We start from the raw sequence: 15,470 nt of genomic DNA, 5'->3' as shown, positions 1-15,470 counted from the left end.
CGGTTGCCGATGTGGCCGCCACCTCGATAAACGTGTTTTGGATCAAAGGATTGACGTCACGTCGTCCATGCTGATCTCATAAGAGCCCAGGGACAGCTGGGCCGTGCCGGTGGAGGTGTCGACGCCTGTGACCTTGCCGACGCCATAGGCGCTGACGCTGCTGGCGGCGCTGTCGGTGGTCGCGGTGATGGACAGGGTGTAGGTGCCCGAGGTGGCGGTGGCGCCATCCGTCTCGGTGCCCTTCCAGGTGATGTAGTTGGTGCCGGCGCTGGTGCTGCCGCTGCCGGAGTAGACGACGTTGCCGCTGCTGTCGCTGACCGTGTAGCTGACGCTGTCCGCCTCGGTCGGCAGGGTGTAGCTCCAGATCGCGGAGCCGTCCTGCAGGGGCGCCTTGTCGCTGTCGGTCGACACCGTCTGGCCCAGGTAGTTGTAGGCCGGATAGCTGCTGGTGAAGCTGCTGAGCGAGCTGCTGATGCCGTCCAGATAGGTGTTGGTGGCTTCCTGCGCCTCCAGGCTGGACATCTGCACCAGTTGAGTGGTGAAGGTGCTGGTGTCCATGGGGCTGGTGGGGTCCTGGGTCTGCAGTTCCTTCAGCAGCAGCGTCAGCATGCTGTTGAAGTCGCCCAGCGTGCCGGAGGACGTCGAGGACGCGGTGGTGCCCGTGCTCGTGGTGCTGCTGGAACTGGTGCTGGTCACTGACGTCATGATCCGACCCCTGCATCATCCGGCGGTGTCAGGGATCCGGGAACGGGACCCCTAGCCGGAATTGGCTTTCGATCGGTTCAACGCCGGCCCTTACAGAAGCGGGCGCACTTTTTTTGACGTTTCCAAAAAAAAGTTCCGGGCCATGAAGTCGTCGGCCGGCTTATATGCTTTCGATGGTCGGCGCTGTTCTCTGGAAACGAGATCAGCAGTATTCAGATAGGCAATTTTTTACTGGTCCAGTATTGCCGATAGGCAGTTTCTTCCTAGTTGAGCCTGGCCGGCGGTTGGTGACGTTCGCAAAAATGGCGGAAACGCTGGGTTGATGGCCTCCCACCACACCGGCCCTGGCCGGCAGATTTTGCCCACCCGCGCAGGGGCGCCCTCACGCGCGACGGCTTGTCCGCCGCCGCGCGTGAGGAAGGTATCGATGAAAGGGCGCTATCCCATGAACGCGACGCAGCCGTATGACCAGACGCCGGAACTGGGGCCGGAATTGGGAGAAGATCCGTCGCAGGCCGCGGCCGCGTCCCTGCTGGCGGCCGGCCGGGCGGACGCGGCCTGGATGTTGTGCCGCCCGGTGCTGGCGGCGGGACTGCGCACCCCGTCCTGGCTGGCCTTGGCCGGCCGCGCGCTGCTGGCCCTGGACCGGCCGGCGGAGGCGGAGCCCGTGCTGGCCTTGGCGGCGGGCACCGCCGGCGTGGCCGAGGCGACGACCCTGGGCCTGTTCACCCTGTGGGGTGTCGCGTTGCGCCGGTTGGGGCGCGTCCCCCAGGCGGAGCCGGTGCTGCGCATGGCTGTGCGCCTGTCGCCGACGGACGCGCTGTGCCGCAGCAACCTGGCGGCGGTTCTGCGCCGGCTCGACCGGCTGGGGGAGGCGGAGGACGAGGTCCGCGTCGCCCTGGACCTGGCCCCCGACCTGGTCAACGCGCATGTCAACCTGGCCTCCATCCTCATGGCGCGGGGTGACTTCCACGGCGCGCTGTCCGCCAGCCGACGGGCCCTGGCCGGCGACGGCACGCAGGCGGAGGCGCTCTATACCCAGGCCGCGGCCTTGCAGGCGCTGGGCGATGTCGCGGCCGCCGCCGACGCCTGGGCCGCCGGTGTCGCGGCCCACCCCCAGGACGCCCGCCTGGTCTTCGGGCGTGCCAACCTGGATTTGGCGCGCGGCGCCCTGGCCGCCGGCTGGGCCGGCTATGAGGCGCGCAGGACCGCCGACCCGCAGCGTTTCCGCCCGCCGGCCGGCCTGCCGCCTTGGCGGGGGCAGCGCCTGGACGGCCCGCTGCTGATCTGGCGCGAACAGGGCCTGGGCGACGAACTGATGTTCGCCAGTTGCTATGGCGCCGCCATCGCCGCCGCCGGATCGGCGGTGGTGCGCTGCGATCCCCGCCTGACGGGCCTGTTCGGCCGGGCCTTCCCCGATGCCCAGGTGGTGGCCCAGACGCCGGTGGCGGAGGCGCCCGCCCTGGCGGAGGGCGCGGCGGTCGCCCAGGTCGCGGCGGGGTCGCTGCCCGCCCTGCTGCGAGGCCGCTTGGCGGAATTCGGGGCGGTGGCGCCGGTTGAGGGCGGGGGATATTTGCGGGCCCTGCCGGATGTGGTGGCGGGCTGGCGGCGGCGCCTGGCGGCGCTGGACGAGGGCGGCCCCGTCACCCTGAAGGTCGGCTTATGCTGGCGCAGCGGCCTGGATGTTGAAAGCCGCGCGGGGCGGCAGCCCGATTTGGCGGACTGGACGCCCCTGCTGGCCTTGCCGGGGGTGACGGTGGTGACCTTGATGTACGTGGACACAGGGGGGAGCGCGCGGCCCTGGGGACCCAGGCCCCCCATCACTTTCCCGATCTGGACCAGCGCCATGACCTGGAAGGGCTGGCGGCCCTGCTGTCCGCGCTGGATCTGGTGGTCACCGTGCCGACGGCGACGGGGGAACTGGCGGGCGCGCTGGGCGTGCCGGTGTGGCGGCTGGCCGGGGAATTGGATGTCACTTGCCTGGGCACGGCCTGCCGGCCCTGGTTCCCGTCCATGCGCGTCTTCCGCGCGGGTGCCCGCGACGGCCGGGATGTCATCCGTGACATGGCGGGGCAGATCGCGCGCGGCCTGGGGCCACGCCCCACGCCGTAGGACGGCCCGTTGCCGGACAGCACAAAGCGCGCCCCGGCCATCGGCGGGGGCGCGCTTCGTGGATAACGCCTCAGGAGGCGTGACGCAGGGCGTGCGGACGCTCGGCGTAGGGGCGGATGTGTTCCGCACGGCGCGACCGGTCGCGGATGATGCGCAGCGCTTCCAGCAGGGTACGGCGCTGGTGGCTGTCCAGGTCGGCCAGCAGCAGGTCGTTCACGGCTTGGCGCAGGGGCTGCAGCCGGCGCAGCACGGCCAGGCCCTCGGGCGTGGCGGACAGGAGCTTGCGGCGGCGGTCGCTGGGATCGTCCTCCTGCCGGATCAGGCCCTTGCGCAGCAGCTCGGTCACCGTGGCGCTGATGTGCGGGCGGGACAGGCCGCGGGCGGCGGCGATCTCGGACGAGAAGATGCAGCCCTGGCGGCCGATACCCAGGTCGGCACCGGCGTAGGCGTCGGCATGGGGATCGTTGGCCGGCTGGGACGGGCCATCGTTGAAGTTGCGGTCGCCCGCGACGTTCATCAGAACGGTCCACTGCGGCGCGGTCAGTCCGGCCTCTTCCAGCAGGGGCTCGCTATGGCGCACCAGGGCGTTGGCCACGTCGATGACGCACAAGGCGATGGCATCTTCGGCGCGGAAATGGGCAAGGGCGTCGGGCATGGAATGGAACCCCCACATAACTGTTTTCAGGCCCCCACCATGATGCGTCCGACCCACCCCAGCATTGACCAGGATCAATAGCGCTGCGTCCTACCCCAATGGATAAGTTAAAATAGAAACGGGCGGCCGTTGCAGGCGGCCGCCCGTTTCAATCAGGACAAACGTGGTTCGACGTCCGTATTACAGCGTCCGCAGGTTGCCGGCGGCCGACTTGCCCTTGCGGGGGTCGTGCTGCAGGTCGAAGCTGACCTTCTGGCCTTCGTTCAGGGAGCGCAGACCCGCCTGCTCGACGGCGCTGATGTGCACGAAGACGTCGGCGGTGCCGTCCTCCGGCTGAATGAAGCCGTAACCCTTGGTGCTGTTGAACCACTTAACGGTGCCGATAGACATGGTGTCTCCTTGAGGGGGTAGTTCCCGGTCCGATGTCGTCCGCCCCCGACGGGGCGGCGTCAAACATGACGGGAGCGAACCGGTGGACCGGGCAGGGCTCCGCGACAAATTCGACACCATAGTCATGAAACCCAAGGCGCTCCAGGACAAGCAAGAAAATCCGAACAATACTTAAAGTGCTCGAATGCTTGTCCTGATGGGTAACGAAGTATGGTGGATACATATTACCGGGACGGCCTTTCGGCCTAAAGGCATAGGCCGCCCGCGCGTCATCCGATACTAGGGCGCCACCCGCGTGCCGATGCCGAAGACGCGCAACGCCTCGCGCAATTCCGGCAGGGCCCGTTCCACCACGGCCCTGCCTTCGGCGATGGCCTCGTCCGCCCGGTCGAACTCCAGCAGGCCGATATGGCCCAGGCGGGGCTTCAGGTGGATGTCCGGCGGCTCGCCCGCCAGGCGGGACCGGGTGATGCGGTCCAGCGCGATGCCCAGCGAGGTGGCCATGACGCCGAACATGCTGGGCCCCTCGTACTTGGGCGGTTGTGGCCGCGTGCGGCGGGCCTGCAGGAAGGTCGACAGGAATTCGAAATTGTGTTTCTGCGGCGTGCCCGGCGCCTCATCGGCCAGCGCTTCCATGTCCTCGGTCGCGGGGGCCGCGTCGGGCGGGGCGGCGGCGCCGGCCTCGGCATCGTGGCGGCTGCGGGTGCGGCCGATGATGTCGGCGTTCAGGTCCACCGCCACCACCATGGCGGCCCCCATGGCGCGGCAGGCGGCCACGGGCACAGGGTCGACCAGGGCGCCGTCCACCAGCCAGCGGCCATCCACATGGGAGGGGGGAAGATGCCCGGCATGGCGTAGGAGGCGCGCATCGCCTCCACCACCGACCCGCGACGCAGCCACACCTCCTTGCCCGTCGCCAGGTCGGTGGCCACGGTGATGAACGGGCTGGCCAGGTCGTCAAAGGTGGACTCGCCCAGGTGCTGGTTCAACTCGGTCAGCAGCTTTTCGCCGCCGATCAGGCCGCCGCCGCTGCGCAGCCGCAGGTCCAGCAGGCCCAGGATGCGCATCTTGGTCAGGTTGCGCGCCCACTGCTCCAGCGTTTCCAGGTGATTGCCCAGATAGACCCCACCCACCAGCGCGCCGATGGAACAGCCGGCCACCACGTCCGGCTTGATGCCGTGCTGGGCCAGGGCCTGCAGCACGCCGATATGGGCCCATCCCCGGGCGACCCCGCCCCCCAGCGCCAGGCCGAGCGTGGGGCGGGGGGGATGGCGGTCGGCATGGCGGTCGGGCATGGCGGTCGAACACTCCAAAGGGGGGGCGGCTGGCACTGATGTAGGTGGTGCGGCCGGAAGGCACAGTACCGGCTTCTGATAAGCGGTGAAAGTGGCGCGGGTGGGGCCGGCCGGCGGTGACATCAGGGTCGCGGGCTGGCGCCGGCGGTTCGGTTTGCTATGGTGGCGGCCCCTGACTCCAGCCTGGAAAGCCCCGTCATGACCGGCACGTCCCCGCTTTTGTTCCCCGTCCCGCGGCCCGTGGTGCCGGTGGTGGGTGAGGATGCCGTCTTCCCCGTGCACCGCATCTATTGCATTGGACGCAACTATGCGGCGCATGCGCGCGAAATGGGCTCCGACCCCACCCGCGAGCCGCCCTTCTTTTTCCAGAAGCCGGCGGACGCCGTGCAGGTGGTGATGCCGGGCACCGTGGCCGATCATCCCTATCCCACCCTGACCAGCAACTATCACTATGAGGTGGAGCTGGTGGCGGCCATCGGCGTCGGCGGCCGCGACATTCCGGCGGACCGGGCGCTGGACCATGTCCTGGGCTATGCCGTCGGCCTGGACATGACCCGCCGCGACCTGCAACGCGCCATGGGCGACATCAAGAAGCCGTGGGAGATCGGCAAGGCCTTCGACCGCAGCGCCCCCATCGGCCCGTTGCATCGGGTGGGCCTGGTCGGCCACCCGGCGGGGGGCGCCATCACCCTGGCGGTGAACGGCGAGATCAAGCAGTCCTCCACCCTGGACCAGATGATCTGGTCGGTGGCGGAGCAGATCGCCAACCTGTCCCGCGCCTTCGCCCTGCTGCCGGGCGACCTGATCTATACCGGCACGCCGGAGAATGTGGGCCCCGTTGTGCCGGGTGACGTCATCACCGCCCATGTCGACGGCCTGCCCGACCTGTCGCTGCGCATCACCGAGCGGGGGTGAGGGGAGGCCCCGCGTCAGGTCCGGCGCAGGATGGTGACCAGGTAGAAGGGACGCCGCGCCTGGCTCACTACCGTAAAGGTGGGGGACCAGGCGAACGCGTCATGGATACGCCGCGACAGCCGTGATTCAGGATCGCCCGAAAAGAAGTAGTGGTTGGCCACCAGGCACAGACCGCCAGGCTTGAGCAGCCGCGCCATGCGAAGCGCCACCTGTTTCAGCAGATCGTTCCCGATGGGCGGCGGCAGGTAATAGAGTGTGTCGGCGATGGTGATGAGGTCGAAGCTGCCGTCAAGCGCGGGGTCGAGGTCCAGCACGTCGCCCTGACGGAAGCGGACCGCCGGGCCGCCGAACCGTGCGGACGCGCGCTCAACCGCGGCCTGGGCGATGTCGATTCCCAGCACCTGATCGGCGCGTTTGGCCAGGTGCTGGCTCAGCAAACCCAACCCGCAGCCCAGGTCCAGGGCGTGGGCGAAGCGCTGGCCCGCGGGAAGGCAAGCGACGATGCGTTCGTATTTCCAGGCCTGGTAGCGATAGCGGCTGTCGGCGGAGGCCCAAGGGTCCCTGGCCTCGACATAGACCGCTTCGAAAGCGCCGCGCTCCCCGACCGTGGTTCGTAGACGGCTGATCGCCTTGTCGGTGCGCGCGCTCTGGAGGAACAGGGGCACGTCCGCGGGCGACATGAAGCGCATGGACCGCCATAGCCGGGCCAGGTTTCGGGCCGGGGAGGGCTGGGGGCTCGCTTCCGGTGCAATCGACATGGGGCTCCATCTTTTTCGCATGCGTCCGCCGCGCCGCCGGGCGGGCGGACTCTGGGTGTCGGCGGAATTTTGATGGTCGAACCGGCGCCAGAAAATGTGCCCGGCGCCCCGGGGCTGGGGCGGGGCCCTGGTCGTGGTCTCTGTCGCTCGGATACGGGCTCGGGCAGGAGCCTATCCCAAAAGGCTTGGTCAGTGCATAAATGTCCGGGGCAAATGGACGTGTCAGATCGACGCAATCCAAGAGTTTAACATCTAAAAGATCATCAACCGGCGACAGGTCCGCCGCCCCCGCGCCCAGTAATATCGAGGGCCTGGCCACGCCGGGCAGCCCGGTTCTGGCTGGGGGAGCGCCTTCGTGTTAAGCATGGCCCGTCCTTATCTTGGCGGGTGTCCGCCGCAGTCCGAGGTTCGCCGGTCCCTTGTCCAAGAAGCCTAAGCAGAAGCCGCAGCACACCGCCACCCTGCCGCTGGTGAGGCGCCTGGCCGGCAGTTACCTGCGGCCCTATATCGGCATGGTGCTGCTGGCCAGCATCCTCATCGCCGTCAACGCCGGCAGCTCCGCCGTGCTGGCGCAGAAGCTGGTGCCCCTGATCGATGAGGTGCTGAGCGGCAAGAACCCCGGCTACCTGCGCACCTTCGCCATCATCGTCTTCGCCACCTTCGTGGTGCGTGGCTTCTCGGGCTATTTCTCGGCCGTGCTGATGAACAACGTGGGCCAGCGGCTGGTGGCGGCGTTGCAGAAGCAGCTCTACAACCACCTGATCCAGGCTGACCTGGCCTATTTGCACTCCCTGCCGTCGGGCCAGCTGGTGTCCAGCCTGGTGAACGACGTGAACCAGGTGCGCCAGGGCACGGCGGAGGTGCTGACCAACTACGGCCAAAGCGTGCTGACGCTCATCTTCCTGGTGGGCGTGATGTTCCAGCAGGATTGGCTGCTGGCCACCATCTCGCTGACCGTGGTGCCCTTCACCACCCTGATGCTCAGCCGCATGACCGGCCGGCTGCGCCGGGTGGCGGGGCGCACCCAGGCGGCCCTGGGCACCTTCGCCAGCATCCTGACCCAGACCTTCCAGGGCGCCCGCCATGTGAAGGCCTATGGCATGGAAGAGTATGAGATGCGGCGCGTGGCCGGCATCGCCGACGATTTGCGCAAGCTGACCAACAAGTCGTTCCGCGTCTCCTCCTCCCTCATTCCCATCAATGAGGTGTTGAGCGGCGTCATCTTCGTCGGCGTCATCATCTATGGCGGGCTGGAGGCGGCCGCCGGCCATGCCACGGCCGGCACGCTGACCAGCTTCACCGGCGCCTTCCTGCTGGCGTTCGAGCCGCTGAAGCGCCTGTCCAAGCTGCAGACCCAGTTGCAGGTCAGCCTGGCCTCGGCGGAGCGGGTGTTCGAACTGCTGGACACGCCGCCCCGCATCGTGGACCGGCCCGACGCTGGCGAACTGGCCGTGGCCTCCCACGCCATCCGTTTCCAGGACGTGCGCTTCGCCTATCAGGACGGCACGGTGGCCCTGGACGGTGTCTCGCTGGAGGTGCCGGCGGGCAAGACCGTGGCCCTGGTCGGCTCCAGCGGGTCGGGCAAGACCACCATCCTGAACCTGATCCCCCGCTTCTACGACGTCACCGGCGGCGCCGTGACCCTGGGTGGCCAGGACGTGCGCGACGTGACGCTGGCCTCGCTGCGCAGCGCCATCGGCCTGGTCAGCCAGGAGACGGGCCTGTTCGACGACACGGTGCGTGGCAACATCGCCTACGGCCGCGTCGGCGCCACGGCGGAGGAGATCGAGGCGGCGGCCAAGGCGGCGGCGGCGCACGACTTCATCCTGGGCCTGCCCCAGGGCTATGAAACCCCGGTGGGCGAGAACGGCGTGAAGCTGTCCGGCGGTCAGCGCCAGCGCATCGCCATCGCCCGCGCCATGCTGAAGAACGCCCCGGTGCTGCTGCTGGACGAGGCGACCTCGGCGCTGGACAGCGAGTCCGAGCGCCTGGTGCAGGACGCCCTGCGCCGCTTGCAGCAGGGCCGCACCACCCTGGTCATCGCCCACCGCCTGTCCACCATCATCGATGCCGACCGCATCTATGTCATCGATGGCGGCCGAGTGGTGGAATCCGGCACGCATGATGAGCTGTTGGCGCTGGACGGCGCCTATGCCCGCTTCCATGCCTTGCAGGCCGGCGGCGGGCACGGCCCAGCGATGGACGGCCCAGTGGTGGAGGGCCCGGCGGAGCTGGATGCGGCACCGGCCACCGCGGCCGGCGCCCTGTCGGCGGCGGGCTGAGGCGCGGACGATGGCGGCCGGGGCGGTCACGAACATGGTCTACATGGTCGTGCTGATCGCCCTGGTCATCGGCGTGCTCTTGCTCGGCAGCCTGGTGATGACCCTGTCCCGCGAGGGCGGGGCCGCCTTGTTCGTCCATCCGCGCCTGCCCGACCCCGGTGCCCCGCCGGATGGGTCCGGCCTGCGCGCCGTCGCCTATCCCACCGCCGACGGCGCCACCCTGACGGCGTGGACGGCGGAGCCCACGGGCGCCCGGCCGCTGGTCCTGATCCTGGCCGGCCCCGGACAGCGTCGCGCCGACCTGGCCGGCCTGGCCTCGGCGCTGGTGGCGAACGGCTATGGCGTGATGCTCACCTGCCGCCGCCCGGCCTCGCTGATAACGGGGGAGTGGGGGGAGGCGGCCCTGCTGGCCGACGCCCGCGCCGCGCTGGACCACCTGACGGCGCGGGGCGTCTCCGGCTCGCGCCTGGTGATCCTGGCGGTATCGGCGGCGGCGGCCCTGGCGCTGCAAATGGCGTGGGAACGCCGGCCGGCGGCCCTGGTTCTGGCCGCCCCGCCTACTTCCGGGGCCGAGCTGCTGGTTGGCCGCTGGCATCTGGCGCCCTTGGCCGGCATGGCCGCCAATCCCCTGGCCGTGGTCCGCCGCTTGGCGGTGGCGCCGCCCGCCTGCCCCTTGCTGGTGCTGCACGGCCTGGCCGACCGCAGCGTGCCGCCGGCCATGGGGCGGGCGGTGTTCCAGGCGGCGCCGGAGCCCAAGCAGGCCGCCTGGATCAAGGGGGCGGGCCATGCCGACCTGTGGGACAAGGGCGGCACCGACGCCCTGCTGGACTTCCTGGCAGGGCGCAAGGGCCCGGCAACCACGCTGGAGCAGGAGGCGCCCCGGCGGGCGCCCGGCCTGCCGGCCGTCAGGCCCTAATCGACAGAGCGCCGCAGCCTGAAGGCGGAGGAGCCGTCGGCGTAGTAGTCCTCCTCCACCGAGGTCTGGTGGAAACCCAGGCGATCATACAGGGCGCGCGCGGCCGCGTTTTCCGGATGCACCTCCAGCGACAGCCAGTGGTGGCCGGTGGCCCGGGCGTGGTCCAGGGCGGCCTGCATCAGGGCCTTGGCCAAGCCGTGGCCGCGCTGGCCGGGGTGGACCGCCAGGGAATAGACGCGCAGGCCCCGCGTGCCTCGGCGGGACAGCAGCACCGCGCTGGCGGCCAGGGTGCCGGCCGGACCATCGATCACCAGGATGTGGGCGGATGGCCGCGCCAGCAGGCGTTTGAAACTGCGCCGGCCCATGCGGTTGAACTCGAAGCACAGGGCCTCGAGCGCCAACAGGGCCTCGAGGTCGGCCAGGGTGGCGGGCCGAGGGGCCGGAAAGGGCGCCGGGAAGGGAGAGGGTGTCATGATGAGGATCACGGTACGGGAGAGGCATCGCGGGGCCTAATTAAAACCCCTTTATCTTCCGCCCCCGCCATTGGCATGGAGATTTAATGCGGGCTGCCCGGACACTGGGGACACCACGGCGGGGTTGATGCTGTGGGCTTTTCCCAAAGGAACGCATCATGGCACGCACCATCGTCATCGAACGCGGCCCCGGCGGCTTGTGGGCCGCCCACGACAGCGCCGGCCTCATCGGCGGCGTCTTTAAGGAGCGGCGGGCCGCCGTCGCCTTCGCCATCTTCCAACCCGACCGTCCCACCGTGCTGCTGCGCGCCGGCGGGGCCGGTGCGGGCCCCGGCGCCGGTGCGGCGAGGAGGGCCGCCCCCCGCTTCCCCAGCAGCCGGTTTTAGGGGGAGCGGCGCCATGCCGGACTGTTCCCCAGCGGTCTCCAGACAGCTTGACCTCAACCCTGTTCCGGCCCGCCCCCCGGTGCTGGCCGGAACCGACCTCATCGTGGTGGTGGAGCGGCGGCGCGACTTCCGCTGGCCCGATCCCGGCGGCCGCATCATGACCGCCGGCGCCTATGCCGCGGCCGGGCCGGGGCGCCCCCGCCGCGTCATCAACCTCTGCCGCCATGTCGATTACCTCTCGGCCGGCTATTACACCTCCCTGTTGGCGGAGGCGCGGGGCGCCCGCGTGACACCCGCACTGCGCACCCTGGTGGATCTGGCTGACCGGCATATGGCCGACCGGCATGACCTGGCCGACCTGAACGCCGGCCTTGCCCACCTGCCGCCCCCGCCGGCCGGCATCACCGAACACACGGCCAACATCTATTTCGGCCGGACGCCCGATGTGGGCTTGGGCGATGTCGCCGCCCGCCTGTTCCAGCGGCTGGACTGTCCCCTTATGCGGCTGACCCTGGTTCATGCCGATGGCCGGGGGTGGCGCATCGCCGGTGTGGCCGCCCTGGGGCTGGACGCCGTGCCCCTGGCCCATGACCTGGTGTTCATGAACGCGCTGGAGGGCCATGTCCGCCGGCGCTGGCTGCGGACACGGGCGCCGGCGCCCGCTTTCACGCTGGCGGTGCTGCACGATCCCGCCGATCCCCTGCCGCCCAGCAAGGCCGAAACGCTGGATCATCTGGCTCGGGTGGGCGCCGACCTGGGCGTGCGGGTGGAGGTCATCGCCCGGCGCGACTATCGCCACCTGGCGCGGTTCGACGGCCTGTTCATCCGCGAGACGACGGCCGTGACCCATCCCACCTTCCGCTTCGCCCGCAAGGCGGAGGCGCTGGGCATCCCCGTGGTGGACGACACCACCAGCATCCTGCGCTGCACCAACAAGGTCTTCCTGGCGGAGGCGCTGGCCGGGCACGGCGTGGCCACGCCGCGCACTCGGCTGGTGACCCGCGCCACCGTGGCGGAGGTCGCGGCGTCGATGACCTTCCCCGCCGTGCTGAAGGTGCCCGACGGCGCCTTCAGCCGGGGGGTGGAGCGGGTGATGGACCCCGACGCCTTCCACCGCGTGGCCGCCGCGCTGCTGGCGCGGTCGGAAATCATCCTGGCGCAGGACTATGTGCCCACCGCCTTCGACTGGCGGGTGGGCGTGCTGGGCGGCCAGGTGTTGTTCGTGGCCCAATATCATATGTGCCCCCAGCACTGGCAGATCGTCCGCCATGGCGCCGACGGCAGCCATGAGGAGGGCGCGACGCGCGCCGTGGCCGTGACCGACACGCCCCCCGCCGTGCTGGCCGCCGCGGTGGCGGCCGCCGGCCTGATGGGCAACGGCCTGTACGGCGTGGACCTGAAACAGACGGCGGCCGGGGAGGTCATGGTGATCGAGGTCAACGACAATCCCAACCTGGACGTGGGCATGGAGGATCGCGCCGCCGGCCCCGTGCTGTGGCGTCGCCTCATCGGTCACTTCCTCACCGCCGCCGGTCGGGTGCCCATGCCCGGCAGCATCACCCCAGCCGCCACCGAGCACGCCGCCACCGAACACGCTGCCTTGGCCCGGCTGGCCGCGGTGCGGGCGGCGGTGGCCTGAGCCGGCCCGCCGCCGGTAGGGGCGGATGGACCGGCGGGAAGGGGGCCACTTCGCTTTTTTGGTTGGAAGCGTGCGGGGGTGCGGGTATTCAAGGCGCTTGGTTTAACCGGCCCGTGGTGGGTGTTCCACCCGGGCCGCCTGTTCCCTGGCGGCGGCCCCCTTCATGGTGGGCCGCCCCTGCGGGTTCCCAAGGACGTCGTACCCTATGCTGCGCTTTTCACCGCTCAAGTCCGCGTTGATCGCCCTGGTCTGTTTCCTGGGCGTGGTCTTCTCCCTGCCCAGCCTGATCAGCAAGGATTACCTGCCCGGCTGGATGGCCGACCGGCATGTGAACCTGGGCCTGGACCTGAAGGGCGGCTCCTACCTGCTGTTGCAGGTGGACAGCGACGCGGTGGCCAAGGCGCGCCTGGAAAGCCTGACCGATGAGGCGCGCACCGCCCTGCGTAGCGCCAAGATACAGGTCAGCGGCATCACCCCCGCCGGCCGGTCCATCGCCATCGCCCTGCCCGAAGGGGCGGATGTTGACGCGGCGCGCAAGGCCCTGGGTCCCATCGCCACCGCCACGACCGGTGGCGGCGTGCCGGAGATCGATCTGCGCACCGAGGGCCAGACCATCACGCTGACCCTGACCGACGCCGGTTTCAAGGACCGCATCGACAAGGCGATGGCGCAGTCCCAGGAAATCGTCCGCCGCCGTATCGACGAGACGGGCGTGAACGAGCCGGTGGTGGCCCGCCAGGGCAGCGACCGCATCCTGGTGCAGCTGCCCGGCGTGGACGATCCTGGCCGCATCAAGAAGCTGATCGGCACCACCGCCAAGATGACCTTCCGTCTGGTGGTGACGGATGAGCCCATCCGCGCCGACGGCGCCGCCCCCCGGGCACGCAGATCATGTCCGTCGCGGACGGCCGGGGCGACCGCAAGATCCTGGTGCGCAAGAAGGTGGAGGTCGACGGCGCCAACCTGACCGACGCCAGCCCCACCACCGACCAGAACGGCCGCTGGGTCGTCAGCTTCCGCTTCGACAGCATCGGTGCCCGCCGTTTCGCCGAGACGACCACGAACAATGTGGGCAAGCCCTTCGCCATCGTGCTGGATGACAAGGTCATCAGCGACCCCGTCATCCAGGAGCCCATCACCGGCGGCCGTGGCCAGATCAGCGGCAGCTACACCGCCCAGTCGGCCAACGACCTGGCCGTGCTGTTGCGCGCCGGCGCCCTGCCGGTGCCGCTGACCGTGGTGGAAGAACGGACCATCGGGCCGGAGCTGGGCGCCGACAGCATCCACGCCGGCCTCACCGCCGTGGCCGTGGGCTTCGTCCTGGTCGTGGCCTACATGATCGTCAGCTATGGCATCTTCGGCCTGTTCGCCAACATCGCCCTGCTGTGCAACCTGTTCCTGACCCTGGCCCTGCTGGGCATCCTGCAGGCCACGCTGACCCTGCCCGGCATCGCCGGCGCCCTGCTGACCCTGGGCATGGCCGTCGACGCCAACATCCTGATCAACGAGCGCATCCGGGAAGAGCTGCGGAAGGGGGCGACCCCCCTGGCGGCGCTGGAGGCCGGCTTCTCCAAGGCCTATGCCACCATCACCGACAGCAACCTGACCACGCTGATCAAGATGGCCATCCTGTTCTCGGTCGGCACCGGGACCATCAAGGGCTTCGCCGTCACCATCAGCCTGGGCATCATGACCTCGATGTTCACGGCGACCGTGGTGGCGCGCGCCATCACCGCCAGCTGGTTCCGCCGCTTCCGGCCCAAGACGCTGACCGTGGGCACCCGCCTGCGCCCGGCCCCGGACCACACCAACATCTCCTTCATGAAGGGGCGCCACATGGGCATCGGCCTGTCGGTGCTGTTGTCGGTGGCCTCGGTGGTGCTGTTCTTCAAGCCCGGTCTGAACTACGGCGTGGACTTCGCCGGCGGCGTGGTCATCGAGATCCGCACGGAGGGCCCGGCCGATTTCGCCAAGCTGCGGTCCAAGATGGAAACCCTGCACCTGGGCCCCGTCCAGTTGCAGCAGTTCGGCTCCCCCTCCGACGTGCTGATGCGGCTGGAGCAGCAGGCCGGTGGTGACGCCGCCCAGCAGGGTGCCGTGAAGGTGGTGCAGGAGGAACTGAACAAGGACTTCCCCGGCGCCGTCATCCGCCGCCAGGAAGCCGTGGGCGCCTCCGTCAGCGCCGAGCTGTTCCACGACGGCATGCTGGCCCTGGGCCTGGCGGCCATCGCCATGCTGGGCTACATCACCTTCCGCTTCGAATGGCAGTTCGGCATCGGTGCCGTGGTCACCATGCTGCTGGACGTGACGAAGACCGTGGGCTTCTTCGCCATCACCGGCATGCAGTTCAACCTGACCTCCATCGCCGCCATCCTCACCATCATGGGCTACTCGATCAACGACAAGGTCGTGGTCTATGACCGTGTGCGTGAGAACCTGCGCCTCTACCGCAAGATGCCCCTGCGCGAGCTGATCGACCGCAGCATCAATGAGACGCTGAGCCGGACCATCGGCACCTCGCTGGCCATCTTCCTGGTGACCGTGCCCCTGGCCCTGCTGGCGGGCGAGCAGCTGCGCGAGTTCGCCTGGGTGCTGTTGTTCGGTGTGGTGCTGGCGACCTCGTCGTCCATCTTCATCGCCGCCCCCATTCTGCTGTTCCTGGGCGAGAAGAGCCTGCGCCGGCCCGTGCCGGCCGACGGCTCCGCCGCCCCGGCCGCCCCGGCGGAGTAAAGGACCGTACTGGCTGCCGGTTGTCCGGGGCGGCGCCCTTGGCAACCGGCATGCCAAACAAAAACGCAATAAAAACAGACGGTTGCAAAATAGCATAAGTCATATTTGCAACTAATAGGGCATAAATTTCCTTGCCGCCGGCAGGGTATGCCGGGTCATTCCTGCCGATTTAGTCGCAGGTTTGTTGGCTTGTTCTGGCCAATTCAATAGAAAT

At 69.3% G+C, this 15,470-nt stretch carries 16 protein-coding genes; 8 read left to right on the top strand and 8 right to left on the bottom strand.

Annotated elements, in window-relative coordinates; all coding sequences use genetic code 11:
- Positions 1-42 precede the first annotated feature (42 nt).
- Together ULB03_RS16845 and ULB03_RS27475 are read right to left on the bottom strand one after the other, a co-directional pair.
- Positions 43-705 (bottom strand): flagellar hook assembly protein FlgD, encoded by a 663-nt coding sequence (locus ULB03_RS16845; protein WP_322484285.1) that lies wholly within the window; start codon positions 703-705, stop codon positions 43-45.
- A gap of 438 nt (positions 706-1,143) precedes the next feature.
- Positions 1,144-1,497, bottom strand: a complete 354-nt coding sequence (locus ULB03_RS27475; RefSeq protein ID WP_416211156.1) for a hypothetical protein — start codon at positions 1,495-1,497, stop codon at positions 1,144-1,146.
- Between the two features lie 1,098 nt (positions 1,498-2,595).
- Between ULB03_RS27475 and ULB03_RS27470 the strand changes: the two genes are divergently transcribed.
- Positions 2,596-2,817 (top strand): hypothetical protein, encoded by a 222-nt coding sequence (locus ULB03_RS27470; protein WP_416211155.1) that lies wholly within the window; start codon positions 2,596-2,598, stop codon positions 2,815-2,817.
- A gap of 70 nt (positions 2,818-2,887) precedes the next feature.
- On the opposite strand, the gene ULB03_RS27465 is transcribed toward ULB03_RS27470, so the two are convergent.
- The 4 genes from ULB03_RS27465 to ULB03_RS16825 form a co-directional block, all read right to left on the bottom strand.
- A complete protein-coding gene (locus tag ULB03_RS27465) occupies positions 2,888-3,334 on the bottom strand; it encodes a MarR family winged helix-turn-helix transcriptional regulator (RefSeq protein ID WP_416211170.1) in 447 nt (148 codons plus the stop codon).
- A gap of 318 nt (positions 3,335-3,652) precedes the next feature.
- The gene (locus ULB03_RS16835; protein ID WP_040849967.1) at positions 3,653-3,862 is read right to left on the bottom strand and encodes a cold-shock protein; all 210 of its coding nucleotides are present in this window, start codon (positions 3,860-3,862) and stop codon (positions 3,653-3,655) included.
- A gap of 279 nt (positions 3,863-4,141) precedes the next feature.
- Positions 4,142-4,609 (bottom strand): patatin-like phospholipase domain-containing protein, encoded by a 468-nt coding sequence (locus ULB03_RS16830; protein ID WP_322484283.1) that lies wholly within the window; start codon positions 4,607-4,609, stop codon positions 4,142-4,144.
- Positions 4,588-5,157, bottom strand: coding sequence for a patatin-like phospholipase family protein (locus tag ULB03_RS16825; RefSeq protein WP_322484282.1), 570 nt, complete (start codon positions 5,155-5,157; stop codon positions 4,588-4,590). Before ULB03_RS16825 ends, ULB03_RS16830 begins: the two co-directional genes overlap by 22 nt.
- 198 nt (positions 5,158-5,355) lie before the next feature.
- On the opposite strand from ULB03_RS16825, the gene ULB03_RS16820 reads away from it, so the two are divergent.
- Complete coding sequence (locus ULB03_RS16820) at positions 5,356-6,072, top strand: fumarylacetoacetate hydrolase family protein (protein WP_322484281.1); 717 nt, start codon at positions 5,356-5,358, stop codon at positions 6,070-6,072.
- A gap of 14 nt (positions 6,073-6,086) precedes the next feature.
- On the opposite strand, the gene ULB03_RS16815 is transcribed toward ULB03_RS16820, so the two are convergent.
- Positions 6,087-6,761, bottom strand: a complete 675-nt coding sequence (locus tag ULB03_RS16815) for a class I SAM-dependent methyltransferase (RefSeq protein ID WP_322484280.1) — start codon at positions 6,759-6,761, stop codon at positions 6,087-6,089.
- A 488-nt stretch (positions 6,762-7,249) separates the two neighbouring features.
- Here ULB03_RS16815 and ULB03_RS16810 point away from each other — a divergent pair, with 488 nt between their 5' ends.
- Positions 7,250-9,112 (top strand): ABC transporter ATP-binding protein, encoded by a 1,863-nt coding sequence (locus tag ULB03_RS16810; RefSeq protein WP_322484279.1) that lies wholly within the window; start codon positions 7,250-7,252, stop codon positions 9,110-9,112.
- Positions 9,113-9,122: 10 nt separating this feature from the next.
- Positions 9,123-10,028: an alpha/beta hydrolase gene (locus ULB03_RS16805; protein ID WP_322484278.1), complete on the top strand. Its 906-nt coding sequence runs from the start codon at positions 9,123-9,125 to the stop codon at positions 10,026-10,028.
- Here ULB03_RS16805 and ULB03_RS16800 read toward each other — a convergent pair.
- Positions 10,025-10,501 carry a GNAT family N-acetyltransferase gene (locus ULB03_RS16800; RefSeq protein WP_322484277.1) on the bottom strand — a complete coding sequence of 159 codons (477 nt, stop codon included), beginning with the start codon at positions 10,499-10,501 and terminating at the stop codon, positions 10,025-10,027. The genes ULB03_RS16805 and ULB03_RS16800 overlap by 4 nt on opposite strands.
- Before the next feature lie 158 nt (positions 10,502-10,659).
- Between ULB03_RS16800 and ULB03_RS16795 the strand changes: the two genes are divergently transcribed.
- The 4 genes from ULB03_RS16795 (at position 10,660) to secD (ending at position 15,256) form a co-directional block, all read left to right on the top strand.
- The gene (locus tag ULB03_RS16795) at positions 10,660-10,887 is read left to right on the top strand and encodes a hypothetical protein (RefSeq protein WP_322484276.1); all 228 of its coding nucleotides are present in this window, start codon (positions 10,660-10,662) and stop codon (positions 10,885-10,887) included.
- Positions 10,888-10,900: 13 nt separating this feature from the next.
- Positions 10,901-12,526: a RimK family protein gene (locus ULB03_RS16790; RefSeq protein WP_322484275.1), complete on the top strand. Its 1,626-nt coding sequence runs from the start codon at positions 10,901-10,903 to the stop codon at positions 12,524-12,526.
- Positions 12,527-12,731: 205 nt separating this feature from the next.
- Complete coding sequence (locus ULB03_RS16785) at positions 12,732-13,493, top strand: protein translocase subunit SecD/SecF (protein ID WP_322484274.1); 762 nt, start codon at positions 12,732-12,734, stop codon at positions 13,491-13,493.
- Entirely contained in the window at positions 13,418-15,256 is a 1,839-nt protein-coding gene (secD, locus tag ULB03_RS16780) for a protein translocase subunit SecD (RefSeq protein ID WP_322484273.1), read from the top strand. Before ULB03_RS16785 ends, secD begins: the two co-directional genes overlap by 76 nt.
- The last annotated feature ends 214 nt before the right edge of the window (positions 15,257-15,470 follow it).

This window comes from Nitrospirillum goiasense (assembly GCF_034427435.1).
Classification (GTDB): Bacteria; Pseudomonadota; Alphaproteobacteria; order Azospirillales; family Azospirillaceae; genus Nitrospirillum.
The sequence above is the reverse complement of the archived record's forward strand: the minus strand, read 5'-3'. Positions and strand labels throughout refer to the sequence as shown.